This is a genomic window from Nostoc sp., from assembly GCF_036917775.1.
Classification (GTDB): domain Bacteria; phylum Cyanobacteriota; class Cyanobacteriia; order Cyanobacteriales; family Nostocaceae; genus Nostoc.
The window spans coordinates 104,018-119,896 of the sequence record NZ_JBALEQ010000092.1 but is presented as its reverse complement, the minus strand read 5'-3'; the positions used below and the strand labels follow the sequence as shown (position 1 = coordinate 119,896).

Sequence of the window (15,879 nt, the reverse complement as noted above, 5' to 3'; positions counted from 1 at the left end):
TTTGTCAGGCTCAGTTTAAAAGCCTTAAATAGCTTCCAATTGGATGCCAAGTCTAAATATGGATGTGGGGAGTGAATATGGTGAGAATAATTTTTCTCGCCAGAAAGATTATGTGGTAGCGAGTCATGAATAGACAGGACTCATCCAGGGGAGACCTGAGACAGACATCTCAACGATTAGAGTGGGAAAAGAGCCTTATGCCTTATACAATTCCTAACAACAGTTGCGTTGGATGTGACAACTGCCGCCCCCAATGTCCTACGGGTGCAATCAAAATAGAGGACAATGAATATTGGGTTGATCCTGGTCTTTGTAATAATTGTGAGGGCTATTATTCAGAACCGCAATGTGTAATAGCTTGTCCAACTAATTCTCCCATTCCTTGGCAGGCAAAAAAGGGAAGATGCAAAGTTGAACCAAGAGATGCTAGCAGCTTAGACTTGTTTTCTAACGGCAAGAATAATCCATTTGCTTCTGCGATCGCAATTTGGGAAGCTTGTAATGTACTAGGGCAACGCACATCGCTACATTGGGAAACTGATGAAGACGGGTATCTATGTTATAGCCGACAAGTCAATCAAGGACGAGGTGCGATCGCCTTTCACATCCAAGATCCATTCCAAGTTAATGACAAAGCCACCGATATAGCAGCAATTGAAGGGCTTGATATCAGAGCCGCCTGCATACATCTAATTTTTGCAGGTTATGCCACAGCTTTAGAGCAACCTTGGGAGCAAGAATTTGCGATCGATGAACGACAAATCGAGAAATATTTGGGGATGGAGAAACGCAAAGACTTGAGCAAAGCTGCCAAACTAGCCTTAATGAAAAATCTTGTCCAGCAAGCTTGCTCTCTAATTATCTCCATTGACTGGCCCCAACAAGGTCGAATTAACGGATTCTCTGTTACAAACAGTCGCTTATGGCACTTAGTAGATATTCAGCACCACTTTCAAGAAGACAATCATGGATGCAAACATCTGATTGGGTTAACTTTTAAAGTCAAAGCAGGCTTATGGGCGCAATATTTCTTAAATAAACAAGCGTGTAAAGAGCGAACCGCATTCTATCAATACGGCAGTCTCCCCAAAACACTGCTAACCACAGTTATGAGCATTTGGCAGCAACATGAAGGCGCGGTTCGGTTAATGTTGTGGTTGCTGTTTAAAACCAAAATGGGCAAAGAACAACGCATTACCATTCCTACCTTGCTGCGTATTGCTTACGGTGAAGAAAAAGTCGCCCTTGCATCCAGACAACGGGAAGAACGCAAACGTCTGCTGCGAACCTTTGAAAGCGACTTAGAAATTCTCAATCACTATGGAATGAAGCCACTTTTCGATCCAGTTACTTACCCACCAGAAATTCAACCTTTGTGGGCAAAGTTAATTGATCTTCCCGAAGATCCAGATGAAGCATTAGAATTTTGGACTAACGACGGTGGTTCTGAAACTCGCCTCACAGACACAGGCCCCCGTGGTAAGTGGAATCTGCTCATGAATGCGCGGATTTTAGCTTTTGAACTCCCACCAGAATGGGAACAGCAAATTTCAGAATCGGAAAAAAAACAACGGCGAACTGCTAAAGCCAAAAAGAAGCCCAAAGCTACAAACGATTTACTGGGTGAACAGATTTTGCAGGCGCGAAAAAATTTGAATCTTTCTCAAAGAGAATTGGCAAAACTCACAGGTAAAAGCCAAAGCTGGATTCGAGATATCGAGAATGGCCGTTTAAAAGCCAAATTAGAAGACCAAATACTTTTACGAAAAGTCTTAAATATGGGTCAATCTTGATTTGGAATTTAAACGCAAAGGGGCGCAGAGGGAAACGCAGAGTAACACAGAGATTTTCTTAAAAATTTGTGCAGCGTTATACTAAATACAGCAATACTCCGCGTACCTCCGCGCTTCCCTTTGCGTTCCTCTGCGTTTCAAAACTCTCCTCTTTTACGTACTATAACTCATCACCTTACTAGAAGTAATCCAAAGACTACCAACAGCATATTTAGTAACTACCAACTCTCGTGTAGCATTGCATGAACTTTTGAGTTGTTGAGTCTTAGTTTCATCTTTCACAAGTTTAGCCTGGTAAGTGTAGAGAGAACCACAAGGTTGTTCAAAACTAAGTTCAGCTAAGATAGTACTATTGTCTAAACTTTGCTCTAAAATTTTGCCTGCAACTTTGTAGTTAAACCAATCCCATCCTTTATAGAGGATTAACTCTCTTTCCAAAACCTGAAGTGCAGCAGGCAGAATTCCCCAGCCTCGATAGACTTGATGTAAACATTGAATATCACCAGTACGAGTCAAAATCGATCTAAATGAATCTTGATCGAGACGACCATAATATCTTCCTTCTGGCAAATCTATAACTGTTGGTGCAAACCGATGACCACCAAAGTGCGATGATTTCCAAATTCGCACATTATCTAAGCACAAATCAGCATTACTAGCTGTTACATGAAAGTAAAAAGGAGCGCCATATCTCGCACAACACTTATCATGGCTACCGTGGGTACAAACTAAAATATCTCTAGTTGTAGTAGTTTCTACTTCAAAATTAGAATCGATACCCCATATCCATTTTTGGACAACTCCTGCTACTTGCTCAATATTTGCTAGCTTAAACTCTTGTTTATGGTATCCATTACTTAGCCCGTCTTCTTTTTGATAAATTAAAAGCGTAGTGTGATTTACTTTGTGTGAGATATCATTAGCAATTAAAAGAAATCTAATCGGTAGTTTAGCCCGCTTTACTTCCTCTACCAAAATCCTCAAATTCTGAGGCACCCATTTGGAATTAAGGGCTTCTGATGTCCAAGGTAAAGGACACTCAACTAAAATATAAGTTTGATAATTGGTGGCGCTACCAATAACATCTTCTCCTACTTGCCGTGAATCGTCAGAACAAAAAAAAGTATTCATCTCGCTGTACTCATTAACATATTTTATGGACAAAAGGTATTACCAAATACATTTGTGTTCTTCACTACAATATCCTTGGCTAAAGGAGATAAAAAAGAACAATATTCATTTCCCTATTAAAACTAGGTAGCCACTTTATAACATCATTATTGAGCGAGGCCTTTCCGGTTAATAAATTCTCCACAATAAAGATAAATAGTGTCAAGATAGATTTTTCCGTATGAGCGACGTTAATTTTGTATCTAGTTTTATTGTTATTTGGTATTTTATAAATTTTCACTTGCTGAAACTCGGTTTTTATGGACTTGCTTTCTTGGGTAAAATCAAATAAATTCAATCTTGTACATAAACGCAAACCGACTTGGAGAGTTACCAAGGATTAACTTGCTGGCAATATCAATGTAGCTGATACTACAACCAAAAATATTGCTGGCAATAAGATACTTGTTTAAAGTTTTGCTAAAGTTATTTATATAGTTAGTTAGCAATCCTGTTTTTACATATAAAAATCTAGTTTGTTGTCTTTCTTTTGAAGAAAATATTCCTAAAGAGCGATGCGGAATCAGCCAATTTAAGCTTAAGAATCTTTTTCCCCTATCTGCTTTTAATATATCTATAAATTTACACATATTGCGAATTATTCTCAATTAAATGGGAAAAATAAAAACAACCAAAATAGGGGTAAATCCTTTAGTGCCCCATATTTCATGCGCGATAAATCTATGTTGAAAATTAGTGACCAATTATTAACAGTGTCACTGAAATCAACATTGACAAACTTGTTATTTACCTTTTTACCTAATCTAACTTCCTGAAGTTCATGTCAGAGTTTGATGATAGGCATCTGATTTGACTGTAACTGAACTCAATAATAAATGCAAGTATTTGAGAATCTTTATAGTTTCAATTAAGGTAAATGGGCGTTTTATAGTAGAAATACCTCACTTTAACAAGTATTGATTTTTTCAATACAATAGATAGAGTTTTGCAATTGTGACAAATTCTTGCCAGTAGGGTAATCCAAATATCTGTGGCTATGGCGATCGCATATTTCTACTTCCATGCAGAATTGAATCATTTTTTACCACGGCATCACAAGCAAGTGAAAATATCTCATTTTTTTGAGGAGAAAGCTTCAATTAAGGACATGATTGAGTCGTTAGGTGTGCCTCATCCCGAAGTTGATTTTATAAATGTTAATGGTGAATATGTAAATTTTTCTTACATAGTTTCGGATGGAGATGCTATCAATGTTTATCCAATTTCAGCGAGGAGTGTGATTATACCAAGCATTTCTGTTTTGCCAAAACCGCTCAGTATTATCCGCTTTGTTTTAGATATTCATTTGGGGAAGCTGGCGACATCGTTACGACTTTTAGGCTTTGATACTTTATACCGCAATGACTACGAGGATGAGAAATTAGCCCAAATATCCTCTAGCCAAGGGCGGATTCTGTTGACTCGTGATAAGGGTCTATTGATGCGTAGTTTGGTAACGCATGGGTATTATGTTAGAAACACTAACCCTGAACAACAAATTATAGAAGTACTACAACGCTTCGACTTATTTAAATTAATTGCACCATTTAAACGGTGTTTGCATTGCAATGGATTATTAGAATCTGTAGATAAGCAATCCATTATTGAACAAGTGCCAGAAAAAGTGCGATCGCAAATCGATCAATTCCAGCGTTGTCAAGATTGCGATCGCATTTATTGGAAAGGTTCCCATTATGAACGATTGCAACAGTTTATTGATGGAGTAATCAACTCACAAAAAGGTGAGTAAATGACATTGCGGTTCTTAAACAAAATTATTTTGTTATTCTAAACGTAGCCAGCCAGAGTAAATAATCTCAGTCTACACTTATTGAATAGCTTGGCGAAATTCTCTAATCGCTTCCAAAGGAGAAGATAATAAAATACAACGATTGAGCAGGGATAAATCTAATTTTGGTAATAGCTCACTTGTAACAACTTTTTCATATTCTTGTTCTTGTAAGCAGTAGGCTTCAATTTTGCCATCTTCCCAAAACCAAACTTCCGGGACTCCCATTAATTTGTACTTCTGTAACTTTATGGGACTACCGCTACTAATGACTACTTCAATACAGAAGTCTGGTATAGGTTTGTCGGTTCCAAAGCAATAAGATAAGTCAGCTTGATATTCTACTATCTTGGGAATAATCTGGCTAAAACTCCCACTGGGGAAAAATTCAATACCCTTGACTTCAAAATAAGTAATCATAAGTGCAGCGATTAAACACTTAATCGCTTCATGAGGCTTACCAATAGTCACTATCTCTAAGACTCCATCACAATAAAATAGCCGCACACCTGGTACATTTTCAAAGCTAGCTTGAATCGCTTTAAACTGTTCCCAACTTAACCCACGTTTTAAGAAGTGTTGTTCTTCTGGGAAGTTAACAGCATTTTCTAACGTTTGAGTCATAATATTTTTCACTCTCGCAGTTAGTACTGACGAAATTTACCTTATTTCCATCCTAAATCAAAACCAAATTATCCCGATGAATAACTGTTTCTACACCGGCATAGCCTAAAATTTTAGGAATTTCTCGTGAATGACAGCCACGAATCTTTTGCAGATCATTGCTGTTGTAATTCACAAGTCCTCTGGCAATTTCGTTACCGTTGCTGTCACACAATTGCACAGCATCCTGTATGTCAAACTCTCCTTCTAATGCTTTAATTCCAGCAGCTAATAACGATTTTCCTGCTAGAGAAATTGCCGCGATCGCACCTTCATCTAAATACAATTTACCCGCAGGTAAAAGTCCGTAAGCTATCCAACGTTTACGCGCCGAAGTTGGTTCAGGTTGCGGTTCAAAATGCGTCCCAATCAGTTCACCTTGGATAATTTTTTCTATATTCTGGGGAAATCGCCCTTGGGTAATTACGGTACGAACTCCCGCCGCGATCGCAATCCTCGCAGCCGAAATTTTTGTCACCATCCCACCAGTACCCCACTGAGAACCTTGGGAACCTATTTGTAATTCAGCTAATTCTTTAATGCTACTAACTAAAGCGATCGGCCGCGCATCTGGTACAGAACGGGGATCGGCTGAGTATAGCCTATCGACATCGGTAAGTAAAAATAGCCAATCTGCTTCTACTAAGCTAGCAACCAATGCCGAAAGAGTGTCATTATCACCAAATTTTAGTTCGTCTATCGCTACGGTATCATTTTCGTTGACTATGGGGATCACTCCCAGTCCCAGTAGTTCCTGAAAGGTGTTGTAGGCGTTGAGATAGCGGCTGCGCTGTACCAAATCGCTCCGTGTCAGTAATACTTGAGCGATCGCTTGTTGCAACGTAGTAAATAAATCATCATATATACGGATTAACCGGCCTTGCCCAACTGCTGCTACAGCTTGTTTGAGTGCGATCGCTTTAGGACGTTCAGTTAACCCCAACCTTGCACAACCCACACCCACAGCGCCAGAAGAAACCAAAATTACCCGGTGTCCCTGGCTTCTCAAATGGCAAAGTGTTTCCGCCAAGGTAGCAATAGTGGAAAGTGCTAATTGTCCCGTTTCTGGTTGAGTTAGGCTAGAAGTACCGATTTTGACAACAATTGTTTTAGTCATTTGTCATTAGTCATTGGTCATTAGTCATTGGTCATTGGTCATTAGTCATTGGTCATTAGTAACTGACGAATGACAACGGACAAATGACAAAGGACAAATGACTCAAAGAAATTGTAAAGCGCCAATCCCTCTATAGTGAAGGCTGACGCTTTACGGGTGTATATTTACTTAGTATGAGTTAGGGTCTTTTTTGGCTGACCCCATGTTATTAATACTTATGATCCCCGATTTTTGGCTTCCAGTAAGATTCCTTAACCATTTCTTTAGATTTACTTTCCTGACGAATTCTTAACTTTTGTAAATCTTGCTTTTCTTGGGGGTAATAGAGGCTCCTAAGATTTCAGATACCCAAACCTCAAAGTTGCGAACGGGATGAGAGCGGAAGGCTGCGTCGGCATGGACAATCGGCTCAACTAGAATGGTAAACATCCCCAGGCGATTACCTGCGATGACATCGGTAAATAAGCGATCGCCTACCATCCCCACTTGATGCACTGGTAAATCCATTCCCCTAAGTGCTGCCCTAATTTTGCGTCGAGAGGGCTTGGCTGCACCCAAATAGTAAGGTAAATTGAGCGATCGCGCAATTCCCCCAATTCGTGCCTCACTCAGGTTGTTACTTACCAAACACAATGCAGTATAGGTGCGAATTTGTTCCACCCACTCTCGTAGTTCTGGGGAAGCCATCCCTACTGTAAAGGGTACTAAGGTTTCGTCTACATCCAACACCAGCCCTTTAAGCCCATATTTTTGGATAATATCTGGTGTTAGATTCAACACTGAACCTTCTAAAATTAAGTCAGGTTGCAAAAGGTTGTTCCAGGCCATAGTCACCAGTCAAATTTAAATAGCTCAGACAAATGAGCATAACCCAATATAGTTTAGTTAGTCGAACTGCATTCTGGAATATCTCCCTGAACATTTTGAGATAAAATCCCTAATATCTTATCTATCTCTTTGATGTAATAATTACTCAAATCAATAAATATATCGTTTTCTTCTAACTTCAAAAACTTCCAAATATCCCCTGTAGTTACTGCGCCGTAAATTTTTCTGATTTCATTTCCTTCTTGTTGATTAAACAATTGTGCTGCCAACATTGCAGCCGCACATTGACCTAATCCACCTTTAATATTTTCATTTTTGGCTTCAATAATAACTACTACAGGCACATTAATTGTTAGTTGCTCTTTAGAACGACTGATGATAAAGTCACAATATCCATTCAGACCGTTTTCTGCATCTACATTAAAATCTGTTCCCAAAAATAAACTAATTGGATAATTAGCTCTGCGTCTTACCTCCAACAAGATGGGAGTGATAATCATTTCTGAACGGGCTTTTTCTGTATTAATTGCTAAAGCCAGTTCTGTAGTTTCTTCTAAAGAATTTTTGAGTTTCTCACTTGCCTGCAAAGGTTCTATGTCGGCACATAAATCAGTTTCTTCATCAATGCGGATGCTGAATGACTTTTTAAATTTACTTAATGTAAAGTCGCTATAAGCCATTTTCAGCACCTCATGGTAATTTTTATTTTTGGATTAAAAATTCTTGCTAAAATGCTTTTTTCAGAATCTTAAACAACACAAATTACCCCAATTTTTTGTCCATGTTTCATTGCTTCCACATTTAATGGGATATGGTAAAAGGTTTAAGTAGATTTCGATGAAAATAAAAATTCAAAATGAAAATGTAACATTTTGAATTTTTATTTTTATTCTACTTCATTAAAAAGATGTTCCTCTAACAGGGGTTGCACTTTGCGAAACTCCTCTGGAGAGAGTAATTCTGGTTCACCTGTTTTTGTTATCCGTGCAAAAAACAACAGGGGATCGAGAGGTGTATAAATTGCATACTCCTGATCTTCATCATAGAAGCTAGCAAGTAGCTGTAATTGCTCTGGATCTAAATCTGCCTCTTCGTCTTCAATTTCTAAGGTGAAGAGTTCTGATTCTTCAACTGGCGGTAAATCACCTGCAACTGTCAAAGCATAAGCTGTGTTCTTCAATATCAGATTCTGCTCAGATAATACAGCTTGGGCAGTGGCAAAAATTTGCTCAATTATGTTGTCATCTTCTACCAGAACCGCTTCTTCTTCCTCATCGTCGCCTTCCCAAGAAAAAATCTCTACAGGTGAGTCTACAGGAAGAAGTAAAACGTATTCTTGTCCATCAACCTCAAGGGAATGCTCTACATAACATTCGAGCGATCGCCCTTTTTCATCGGTTAAAGTGATGGAACCCGCATGAGCGTTATCATTTTCTTCAGGAAATGGAGGAGAAAACATAGCCGAAATGTAAAAATTTAATAAATACCAGCAAGTTGAGAAATCGCTTAACTATTTAATGATATGTTTATCAACAAAATAGATTTACACGTAGATACAACTGCTAGCTAATCGTTTTTCAGAATATCATGTTAAAAGGTATCAATATTCAATAGCCGCAACTGAACTACGGGAATTAGCACGTTTAACATCCAGCCATTGTTGCAAGATCAAAGCAGCCGCCTTGCGGTCAATCAAACCTTTATGGCGTGATGGAGAGCGGTTTTCAGCAATTAGCAGTTGCTCTGCTTGAAATGAAGTTAATCGCTCATCCACATATTCCACAGGCAGTCTCAAGGCTTTAGTAAGTCTTGTAGTAAATTTTTGAACTTGACGCGCTTGAAATCCTATAGAGCCATCCATTGAATACGGTAAGCCCATAACTAGGATTTGCACCTCGCGTTCATTAACTATTTGCCGGATTTGCTCGACATCCTGCTCAAAAGATGTCCGCTCAATTGTGGTAATCCCAGTGGCAATTAAACCCGTGCGATCGCACCCAGCCACACCAATCCGCTTGCGACCAAAATCTAGTCCCAAGGCTGAAATAAAGGGTTTTGGCTGCTCCTGGGATATCACTAATTCTCCTGTTCTGCATCTGCTGATTCAGGAATCGGCGATGCTTCTGTGCTGGGGTTTTTTACCGGAAAGTTAATTGGTTCTGACTTAATTGGCAGTGGTTTATCTGACGATGGCAGCTTTCCTGGTTGTATCCATGACATTCCACCTGGTATGGGTTTACGTGCTGGTTGTAAACCTTGCAGCATATCAGTCCACTGAATTCCTTCTAAGGAGACGAATTTAGACTCCCGTAGCTTATGCCATACAGAGCGAGACATAACTAATGTATGTTCTATGCGCTTTGCCCCAATTCGCTCCAAATACTCTTCTCGCTCTGCCTGATAGTCAGAGGAGGCTAGTTGTAACCCTTGCTGAGGAAAATCTTGGGCAATCCGAGCCAGTTGAGATAACAATTCTGGATACAGCCAAGTGTAAGCAGGATGAACCGTCAACGTTGCTACGTGAGGAACTTCGCCCTTCCGGTCAAGTTGCACCTGAAAATACCCGATCGCAGCTTTGCGTTGGGGTTCAAATACATAACCACTGACTACTTCTGTTTTCGTCAGCCATTGTTTCACTGCATCAGTCAGAGCGCCGAATAAGCTGGTTTTGAAGTCGCGGGTATTGCGGTCAAAAACTTGACGTACCAAAGGTGGCATAGATGCCGTATCTAGTTGATATAGCAATTGAGCATCAGCATTACTAACTGGCAAAAGGTTGGGTAAATCTGGCTCTGCTTGTGCCAATTCAGCCAGTAATTCTGGCCCAATTTCCCAATACGTCATTTCTGCCAGACGCTGGAATCCATTTTGGCGATATAGTGCCAGCGCCTCTATGTCATTGATGTTAACTTCCAGTAGCCAAGTGCGAGCTTCCAAAATCGATTCAAAGCAATGACGCAAAAGTTGCGAACCAATTCCTTGTTTATCGACACCACGCTCTAACAGCACTTGATCGATGCGCCAAGTGCTGTGTGTCCGGTTAAAGGGTGACACTTGAATCATTCCTAGAAGCATCCGTCCTTGTTCTGCCACATAAGCACAGAGGCGATACTGTAGCGGGTTAGGAAACCAACTCAAAAATTTGAGTAATCCATACCAGCGACGCAATATGAGCATCTGGCTGATGGCAAAACCTGCTCCCTGGGGAGTAAGGGCTGCGAATGACTCTTGAGTTATGCGCTCAATTCCGTCCAGATCCCGGTATTGGACTGGTCGGATAACAACGCTAAGGTTTCTGGGAAGTAATGAAGTCATTTTTATTCGAGCCGCTATTTAGCCTTAAGTAACTGCTCTTCAAAGGAACTGCTGCAATAATATTAACTGCTTTCTGCCCTTTACTAGTGCGTCAAAAGTGTGATTTGAGTAATTTAATACTTAAAAAAGCAGAAAAGCAGACCTTGTGAGAACACCAATGGCGTTAACATAACAACATCTGCCTTTATTTTATTTGAATTTTGATTAAAATTTGTATATATTTACAGCCCTTGTCGAGAAACTAGCTTTTCAAAGTGGGCTTGGGTTTGATGGAGTAATTGCTGGCGACTATCTACCAGTGTTTGTTTCAGGGATGGAACAAGATTGCGAGCTTGCAGAGTCATGTGAAGTTGCAGGTTGGCAACATATTCACTGAAATCTTGATTCACTTCATCTGCGACCGCATCTGTTAATAAATTTGATTCCATTGCCACTGTGTTCTCCTGTGTTAATCCTGTGCTATTTCTCTTCATGACAAAAAATTATCATGTTGTTTGGACTAACTTCTTAATTTGCAATGAAGTTTAACGCTTCTTAGGGATAGCGATCGCAGCAGGGTTTTTATTTACCCATTAAAATCTCAAACCAACACCACCTTGTACAGAGATAGCTGTACCACCGCTATCACGGTAGGCATCAAAAGCAATGATGGCGTTGCCAAAAAGCACAGTATTGCTATTTGGGATCATATAATCAATGCCTGGTTGTAAAGCAAAGCTGATTTTGTCGCCCACAGGAGAAGATCCGCCACCACCAGCCAAGACTAACCCAGCACCCAGGTAAGCATCAGCTTGCCAGTTAAGGGGAAAATCATAAGAAACCGTTGGCACAACTGCCGTATTATTACCAATTAACACTTGGGCACGCAGTGAAAGCGGTGCTTCCAAAAGCTTGTAGCGCCCAGCTATTACTCCCCCGAATTGAATACCATCTGTAAAACCAACAGTGGGGCCTATACCTACATAACTGCCATAAGCTACTTGAGCTTGTGCTGGTTTAGTAGTTGCCATCAAGACCAAGCTAGCCCCCAAAACTGAAACCAAATATGGAATATACTTCATAATCGACTCCTCACACCAATTTGTCATTAGTCATTAGTCATTAGTCATTGGGCATGGGGCATGGGGCATTGGTTATTCGCTTTGTCTCCCTCACATCCTCCCCTGCTCCCTGCCCCCTGCCCCTCTGCCCCCTTCCATTCTACGGGCAACGAGGATGAATGCCCCCTTGAGTACAAATGTATGCTAATTGCTTGGAATCTAAATTTTTGGCTTTAGAAAAATCAACCCCTTGGACTACGGCAGATACTGAGCCTAAATCTGGGGTTTTGACAAATTGATCTGCTGGATCTTCTTTGCTAGGGGCGAGAATTGCCCCCTTAAAATCTGCTCCTGCTACATTTGCCCCCCTTAAATCAGCAAGACTTAGGTCAGCATTTTGTAAGTTAACGTTTTCCATCTGAGCAGAACGCAAAACAGCACCAGCTAAACGAGTGGCGCTCAGGTTCGCATTGCTGAGATTAGCACGATCCAAATAGGCTCCTGATAAATCTGCTCCTTGCCAATCAGTGTTAGTTAAGTTGGCAAAAGATAATTGCGTTCCTATAGCAGTGACACGACCTAAACGGGCAGCGTAAAGATTGGCTTCGTTCAATTTAGCGTCACCTAAATCAGCCCCAGTTAAGCTGGCTCTTTCCAAAACTGCGTTTCGCAGATCGGCTCCTACTAGTTGGGTGCTGTTGAGTTTAGCGTCATATAGACGCGCATTGGATAAGTTGGCTCTGTTAAGAGTGGCGCGGCTCAAATCGATCCGGTTCATCAAGACGCGACTGAGGTTAGCATCAGTAAGATTAGCTTGCTGCAACTGAGCTTGGCTTAAATCAGCCATTACATCGTCGTAGGTATCCCAGCGTCCATCTTCACCCACACCCCGAAAGCGGCTACCCTTAAAGCTGGCTTGGTTAAGATTTGCAGATTTAAACTTCACTCCTGATAAATCAAGGTTGTCTAGTACCAAGTTAAAGAATGAACTACCTGGAGTACCGCTTTGACCTAATTGGGTGCTAGTAAGGTCAACGCCTTCCATTTTTCCGCTATACACAGAGAGAATTTTGTTGATCGTTCTCTGGTTTCTTTGTAGCCGCCCTTGTCGCAATTCCCGCTCTTTTGTTGCAGCACTGCCCACTGACTCCAGTTCGCTAACCAAAAACTGATTCTTATTTTTTAATTCGGGGATAGCTTGGGGCCCAACAGTTGTCAAAGATTGTTGAATCGTATCCAGGAGGCTGGGGTTGGTTTCGCTAACCAATAAATCTGCCAGAAATTTTATGGATTGTGGATCGTTAAGACCACCCATAGCCAGAATTGCACTTTGGCGTTGCTCATTAGTCGCACCAGAGTTGGGAGTTAATTGTTTGACAAGTTCGAGGAACTGTTGGCTATTAATTTGCTTAGTTGCTCGCTGGGATTGTTGAATTTGGATATAAACTTGAGTGCCGATTAAAGTTGCCAACACAGCCGTCATACTCGTTAGTCCTACCCCAAACAAAGTCAGGTTAGGATTTTGTTGTATCCGCCGCCACAGGTTGGGCGACTGGGTGGTTTCGGTTGCCGCTAATTCTTCTTGCCCTTCTGCTTGATCGTTACCGTCAGCAGATTGAGCTTGTCTGTTGTTAGCTAAGAGTGAAGATGGTATAGGGCGAGTTGCATCTATTGTATAAGTGCCTGCAAGTTGATCGTGCAGGGCGCGACGACCCCGGCGCGATGGTAAGCCGATCCCTTCACCCACAATCATTAATAAACACAAAAATGTGAATAATCCTAAATTCGGAAAAGCAAAGCTGTAGCGCCACAGCAAATAGGCGATGGAAATAGGTACAGTCCAACGTCCAACTCCTTCTCTAATGACAACTGCCCCCAATCCGGGAGGCTTCCCTTGCTCGTTGACAACCCGCACCTTGAACCAGCGTTTCGGAATTGTCCTACCAGTTTTAGCCAGTAAATACAATTGCCACCAGGAAAGGGTTACAGGCGCTAACAGGGCAATTGTCCACAAAATATTAGTCGGCCATGCGACGTTACGGATACCATAGCTCACAGGCAGAGCTAGAGGTCTAGCGATCGCTCTTTCCGTAACTACCAATACGGGGTTAAGCGGGACTCGGTTCAGATCGCTTCTAGAATTCGCATAAACACCAATGCTGAAGGGAATCAACCCACTGGCAACCACTAGTGTGATTTCAGCCGCCCAAGCAGCAAAACGCCTACTTGCTAGCAACATTGAACTGGCTCTTTCCGGTTCTTTTGACTGACCAGATTGATTACTACTTCTCCTTACAATTGGTGATGTCATTAGATAATTCCCTTTGATATTATTTTTACGCCGCGATCGGCACAATTAAAATAGACTAAGCTAATCGGCAAAAAGAAAAGCATATTGAAATAGAATTGAGGAGTTATGAGAGTCAGGAGCCTTTTGTATTATGACTCCTGACTCTCATAACTCCGGGCAGATTGCCAAGTAATTGCATATCAACTTATTGCTTACGTTGAAAGCTACTAGACACAAAAAATTTGTATCCAACATACACTAACACTGCTAAAAGTGCCAGAGTTATTACAGATGCAACTAGTTTAAACACTGCTTGCAGCATCGCCAAGCCTACTAGTACCGTCACACCCGAAACTACCAGCTTTTTTGTCCCAGATAAGCCGTTGAACCAAATTTGAAATCGCTCCAGTTGCAAGCTCAAGTTGGCAAAAACAGACTGAGGCATCTGTTTTTGTCCTTGTGGTTGAGAAACAACCCCAGGTGCGGAATTAATCTCTGCCTCTAACTTATCAAGGCGACGCTGTAAGTCTTCTTCCGGTTGAGGATTCATAAATCTTTCTCTACCTCAGTTAGCATATTTATTCGACAACATACCAACTAAATTCTAATTTTGGTGGTTGTCTTAGTGATTTTAGCTAATGTCTGTGTATGTAATACCCTTCTGATAGGTAAAAATTATGTTTTTTTGTTATTGTCTGGTAATTTATCTAATTTTTCCAGTAATTTTACGTTTCTAAAATGTAAAAAATAATGCTTTTTAGGCAAATGCCTATTCTGCTGGTGGTTAAATATTTTAGTAGAGAAGCGATCGCCAGCCATCATGATGTATGAGTTAATTTGCAAGATAAATATAGAGCCTTGACTTGGCGACATCTCTACATCCCATCTTCACAAACAATTTTTAATTTAATGGTATTAGGTTATACGGCAGCTTTTGGAACCAAGATAAATTGATATCGTCAATTAAATTAGACTGTATAACAATAATTGCTCTAAAAAATCTGGAGCATTAATTAAAATGAAAACGCTTCGGCTACTTGCAATTCTTCCCATATCTTTGGTGATTAGCTTGGTTTTTACTGAGGCTAATTTGGCACAGACACCAAATGTCCAAATAAATCGGACTTTCCAGCCAGATCCACTGGTTTTGAACGGAAAGTCTGGGGGAACTGTCAAAAGTAATTGTGGCAATATTCCTACTGAACCTAGTCAAGTTATTCAGGTTACAGAGTCACTGCCTTATTTACGATTAACAGTAGAAAGTCAAGGGAAGCCAACGCTGTTGATCGACGGACCAGGGGGACGTTTTTGTGTAATGGCAGATAGCTACTCTGGAGGCAAGCCAGAACAATCTGGTTACTGGCAGGCAGGAAGATACTCAGTATATGTGGGCGAACTATCTCAGCAGCAGCATAACTACAGTCTCTCAATCTCACAACAAAATAAATAGTCATTAGTCTTTTACTAATGACTAATCACCCTTGACTAATCTTCCAGTGATTTGGCTGGAACTTCGACAGCAGTGACATCAATTGTGCCTTCTGGTGTGAAGCGCTGAAAATGACTATCTTGTACTAACAGCGACTCCCCACAATTAGGACACTGTAATTGACTGTTATTTAAACCCGTAAATTCATATCTACAGACGGGACACTGGTCAGCAACCAAGTTGCGTTGCAGCCACCAACGAAAGCCAAAAAAAGCCACAATGGGTGCTAAAAATAGCAACCCAACAATAATTAGCAACGAATTAACCAACCAACCCAAGCCCAGTGATGCTAGCAACCAAAAAACTGCCAGCAGGGTGAGCCAAGGCCGGAGATTTAAAAGATTCAATTGAAATGACTTAAAGCTCATTTTTTAAACGTCGTCCT

Annotated in this window: 16 protein-coding genes; 3 read left to right on the top strand and 13 right to left on the bottom strand. The window is 40.8% G+C overall.

Annotated elements, in window-relative coordinates:
- Positions 1–197: 197 nt before the first annotated feature.
- Positions 198–1,793, top strand: a complete 1,596-nt coding sequence (locus V7K69_RS18415; protein ID WP_335036827.1) for a helix-turn-helix domain-containing protein — start codon at positions 198–200, stop codon at positions 1,791–1,793.
- Between the two features lie 153 nt (positions 1,794–1,946).
- Here the strand turns inward: V7K69_RS18415 and V7K69_RS18410 are convergent, their stop codons facing one another.
- The gene (locus tag V7K69_RS18410) at positions 1,947–2,924 is read right to left on the bottom strand and encodes a sucrase ferredoxin (protein ID WP_335036825.1); all 978 of its coding nucleotides are present in this window, start codon (positions 2,922–2,924) and stop codon (positions 1,947–1,949) included.
- A gap of 1,036 nt (positions 2,925–3,960) precedes the next feature.
- On the opposite strand from V7K69_RS18410, the gene V7K69_RS18405 reads away from it, so the two are divergent.
- The gene (locus V7K69_RS18405) at positions 3,961–4,713 is read left to right on the top strand and encodes a Mut7-C RNAse domain-containing protein (RefSeq protein WP_335036823.1); all 753 of its coding nucleotides are present in this window, start codon (positions 3,961–3,963) and stop codon (positions 4,711–4,713) included.
- 78 nt (positions 4,714–4,791) lie between these two features.
- Here the strand turns inward: V7K69_RS18405 and V7K69_RS18400 are convergent, their stop codons facing one another.
- The 11 genes from V7K69_RS18400 to V7K69_RS18350 all read right to left on the bottom strand — a co-directional run bounded on the left by V7K69_RS18400 (position 4,792) and on the right by V7K69_RS18350 (position 14,555).
- On the bottom strand, positions 4,792–5,376 hold the full coding sequence (locus tag V7K69_RS18400; protein ID WP_335036821.1) for a Uma2 family endonuclease: 585 nt from the start codon (positions 5,374–5,376) through the stop codon (positions 4,792–4,794).
- A gap of 52 nt (positions 5,377–5,428) precedes the next feature.
- Positions 5,429–6,532 carry a glutamate 5-kinase gene (gene proB / locus V7K69_RS18395; RefSeq protein WP_335036819.1) on the bottom strand — a complete coding sequence of 368 codons (1,104 nt, stop codon included), beginning with the start codon at positions 6,530–6,532 and terminating at the stop codon, positions 5,429–5,431.
- Between the two features lie 288 nt (positions 6,533–6,820).
- Positions 6,821–7,360 (bottom strand): YqeG family HAD IIIA-type phosphatase, encoded by a 540-nt coding sequence (locus tag V7K69_RS18390; RefSeq protein ID WP_335036817.1) that lies wholly within the window; start codon positions 7,358–7,360, stop codon positions 6,821–6,823.
- Between the two features lie 53 nt (positions 7,361–7,413).
- Positions 7,414–8,040 carry a hypothetical protein gene (locus tag V7K69_RS18385; protein WP_335036816.1) on the bottom strand — a complete coding sequence of 209 codons (627 nt, stop codon included), beginning with the start codon at positions 8,038–8,040 and terminating at the stop codon, positions 7,414–7,416.
- A 206-nt stretch (positions 8,041–8,246) separates the two neighbouring features.
- Positions 8,247–8,819 (bottom strand): DUF3727 domain-containing protein, encoded by a 573-nt coding sequence (locus tag V7K69_RS18380; protein WP_012407134.1) that lies wholly within the window; start codon positions 8,817–8,819, stop codon positions 8,247–8,249.
- Positions 8,820–8,960: 141 nt separating this feature from the next.
- Positions 8,961–9,437 carry a Holliday junction resolvase RuvX gene (gene ruvX / locus V7K69_RS18375; protein ID WP_335036813.1) on the bottom strand — a complete coding sequence of 159 codons (477 nt, stop codon included), beginning with the start codon at positions 9,435–9,437 and terminating at the stop codon, positions 8,961–8,963.
- Complete coding sequence (locus tag V7K69_RS18370; protein WP_335036811.1) at positions 9,437–10,675, bottom strand: GNAT family N-acetyltransferase; 1,239 nt, start codon at positions 10,673–10,675, stop codon at positions 9,437–9,439. The genes ruvX and V7K69_RS18370 overlap by 1 nt, the downstream gene beginning before the upstream one ends.
- Before the next feature lie 221 nt (positions 10,676–10,896).
- Entirely contained in the window at positions 10,897–11,103 is a 207-nt protein-coding gene (locus V7K69_RS18365; RefSeq protein ID WP_335036936.1) for a hypothetical protein, read from the bottom strand.
- A gap of 144 nt (positions 11,104–11,247) precedes the next feature.
- Complete coding sequence (locus V7K69_RS18360) at positions 11,248–11,736, bottom strand: hypothetical protein (protein ID WP_335036810.1); 489 nt, start codon at positions 11,734–11,736, stop codon at positions 11,248–11,250.
- Between the two features lie 139 nt (positions 11,737–11,875).
- Positions 11,876–14,026 (bottom strand): pentapeptide repeat-containing protein, encoded by a 2,151-nt coding sequence (locus tag V7K69_RS18355; protein ID WP_335036808.1) that lies wholly within the window; start codon positions 14,024–14,026, stop codon positions 11,876–11,878.
- A 184-nt stretch (positions 14,027–14,210) separates the two neighbouring features.
- Positions 14,211–14,555: a hypothetical protein gene (locus V7K69_RS18350; protein WP_335036806.1), complete on the bottom strand. Its 345-nt coding sequence runs from the start codon at positions 14,553–14,555 to the stop codon at positions 14,211–14,213.
- A 468-nt stretch (positions 14,556–15,023) separates the two neighbouring features.
- Between V7K69_RS18350 and V7K69_RS18345 the strand changes: the two genes are divergently transcribed.
- Positions 15,024–15,455, top strand: a complete 432-nt coding sequence (locus tag V7K69_RS18345) for a hypothetical protein (protein ID WP_335036804.1) — start codon at positions 15,024–15,026, stop codon at positions 15,453–15,455.
- Positions 15,456–15,490: 35 nt separating this feature from the next.
- Here the strand turns inward: V7K69_RS18345 and V7K69_RS18340 are convergent, their stop codons facing one another.
- Positions 15,491–15,862, bottom strand: a complete 372-nt coding sequence (locus V7K69_RS18340) for a hypothetical protein (protein ID WP_114083596.1) — start codon at positions 15,860–15,862, stop codon at positions 15,491–15,493.
- Between the last annotated feature and the right edge of the window lie 17 nt (positions 15,863–15,879).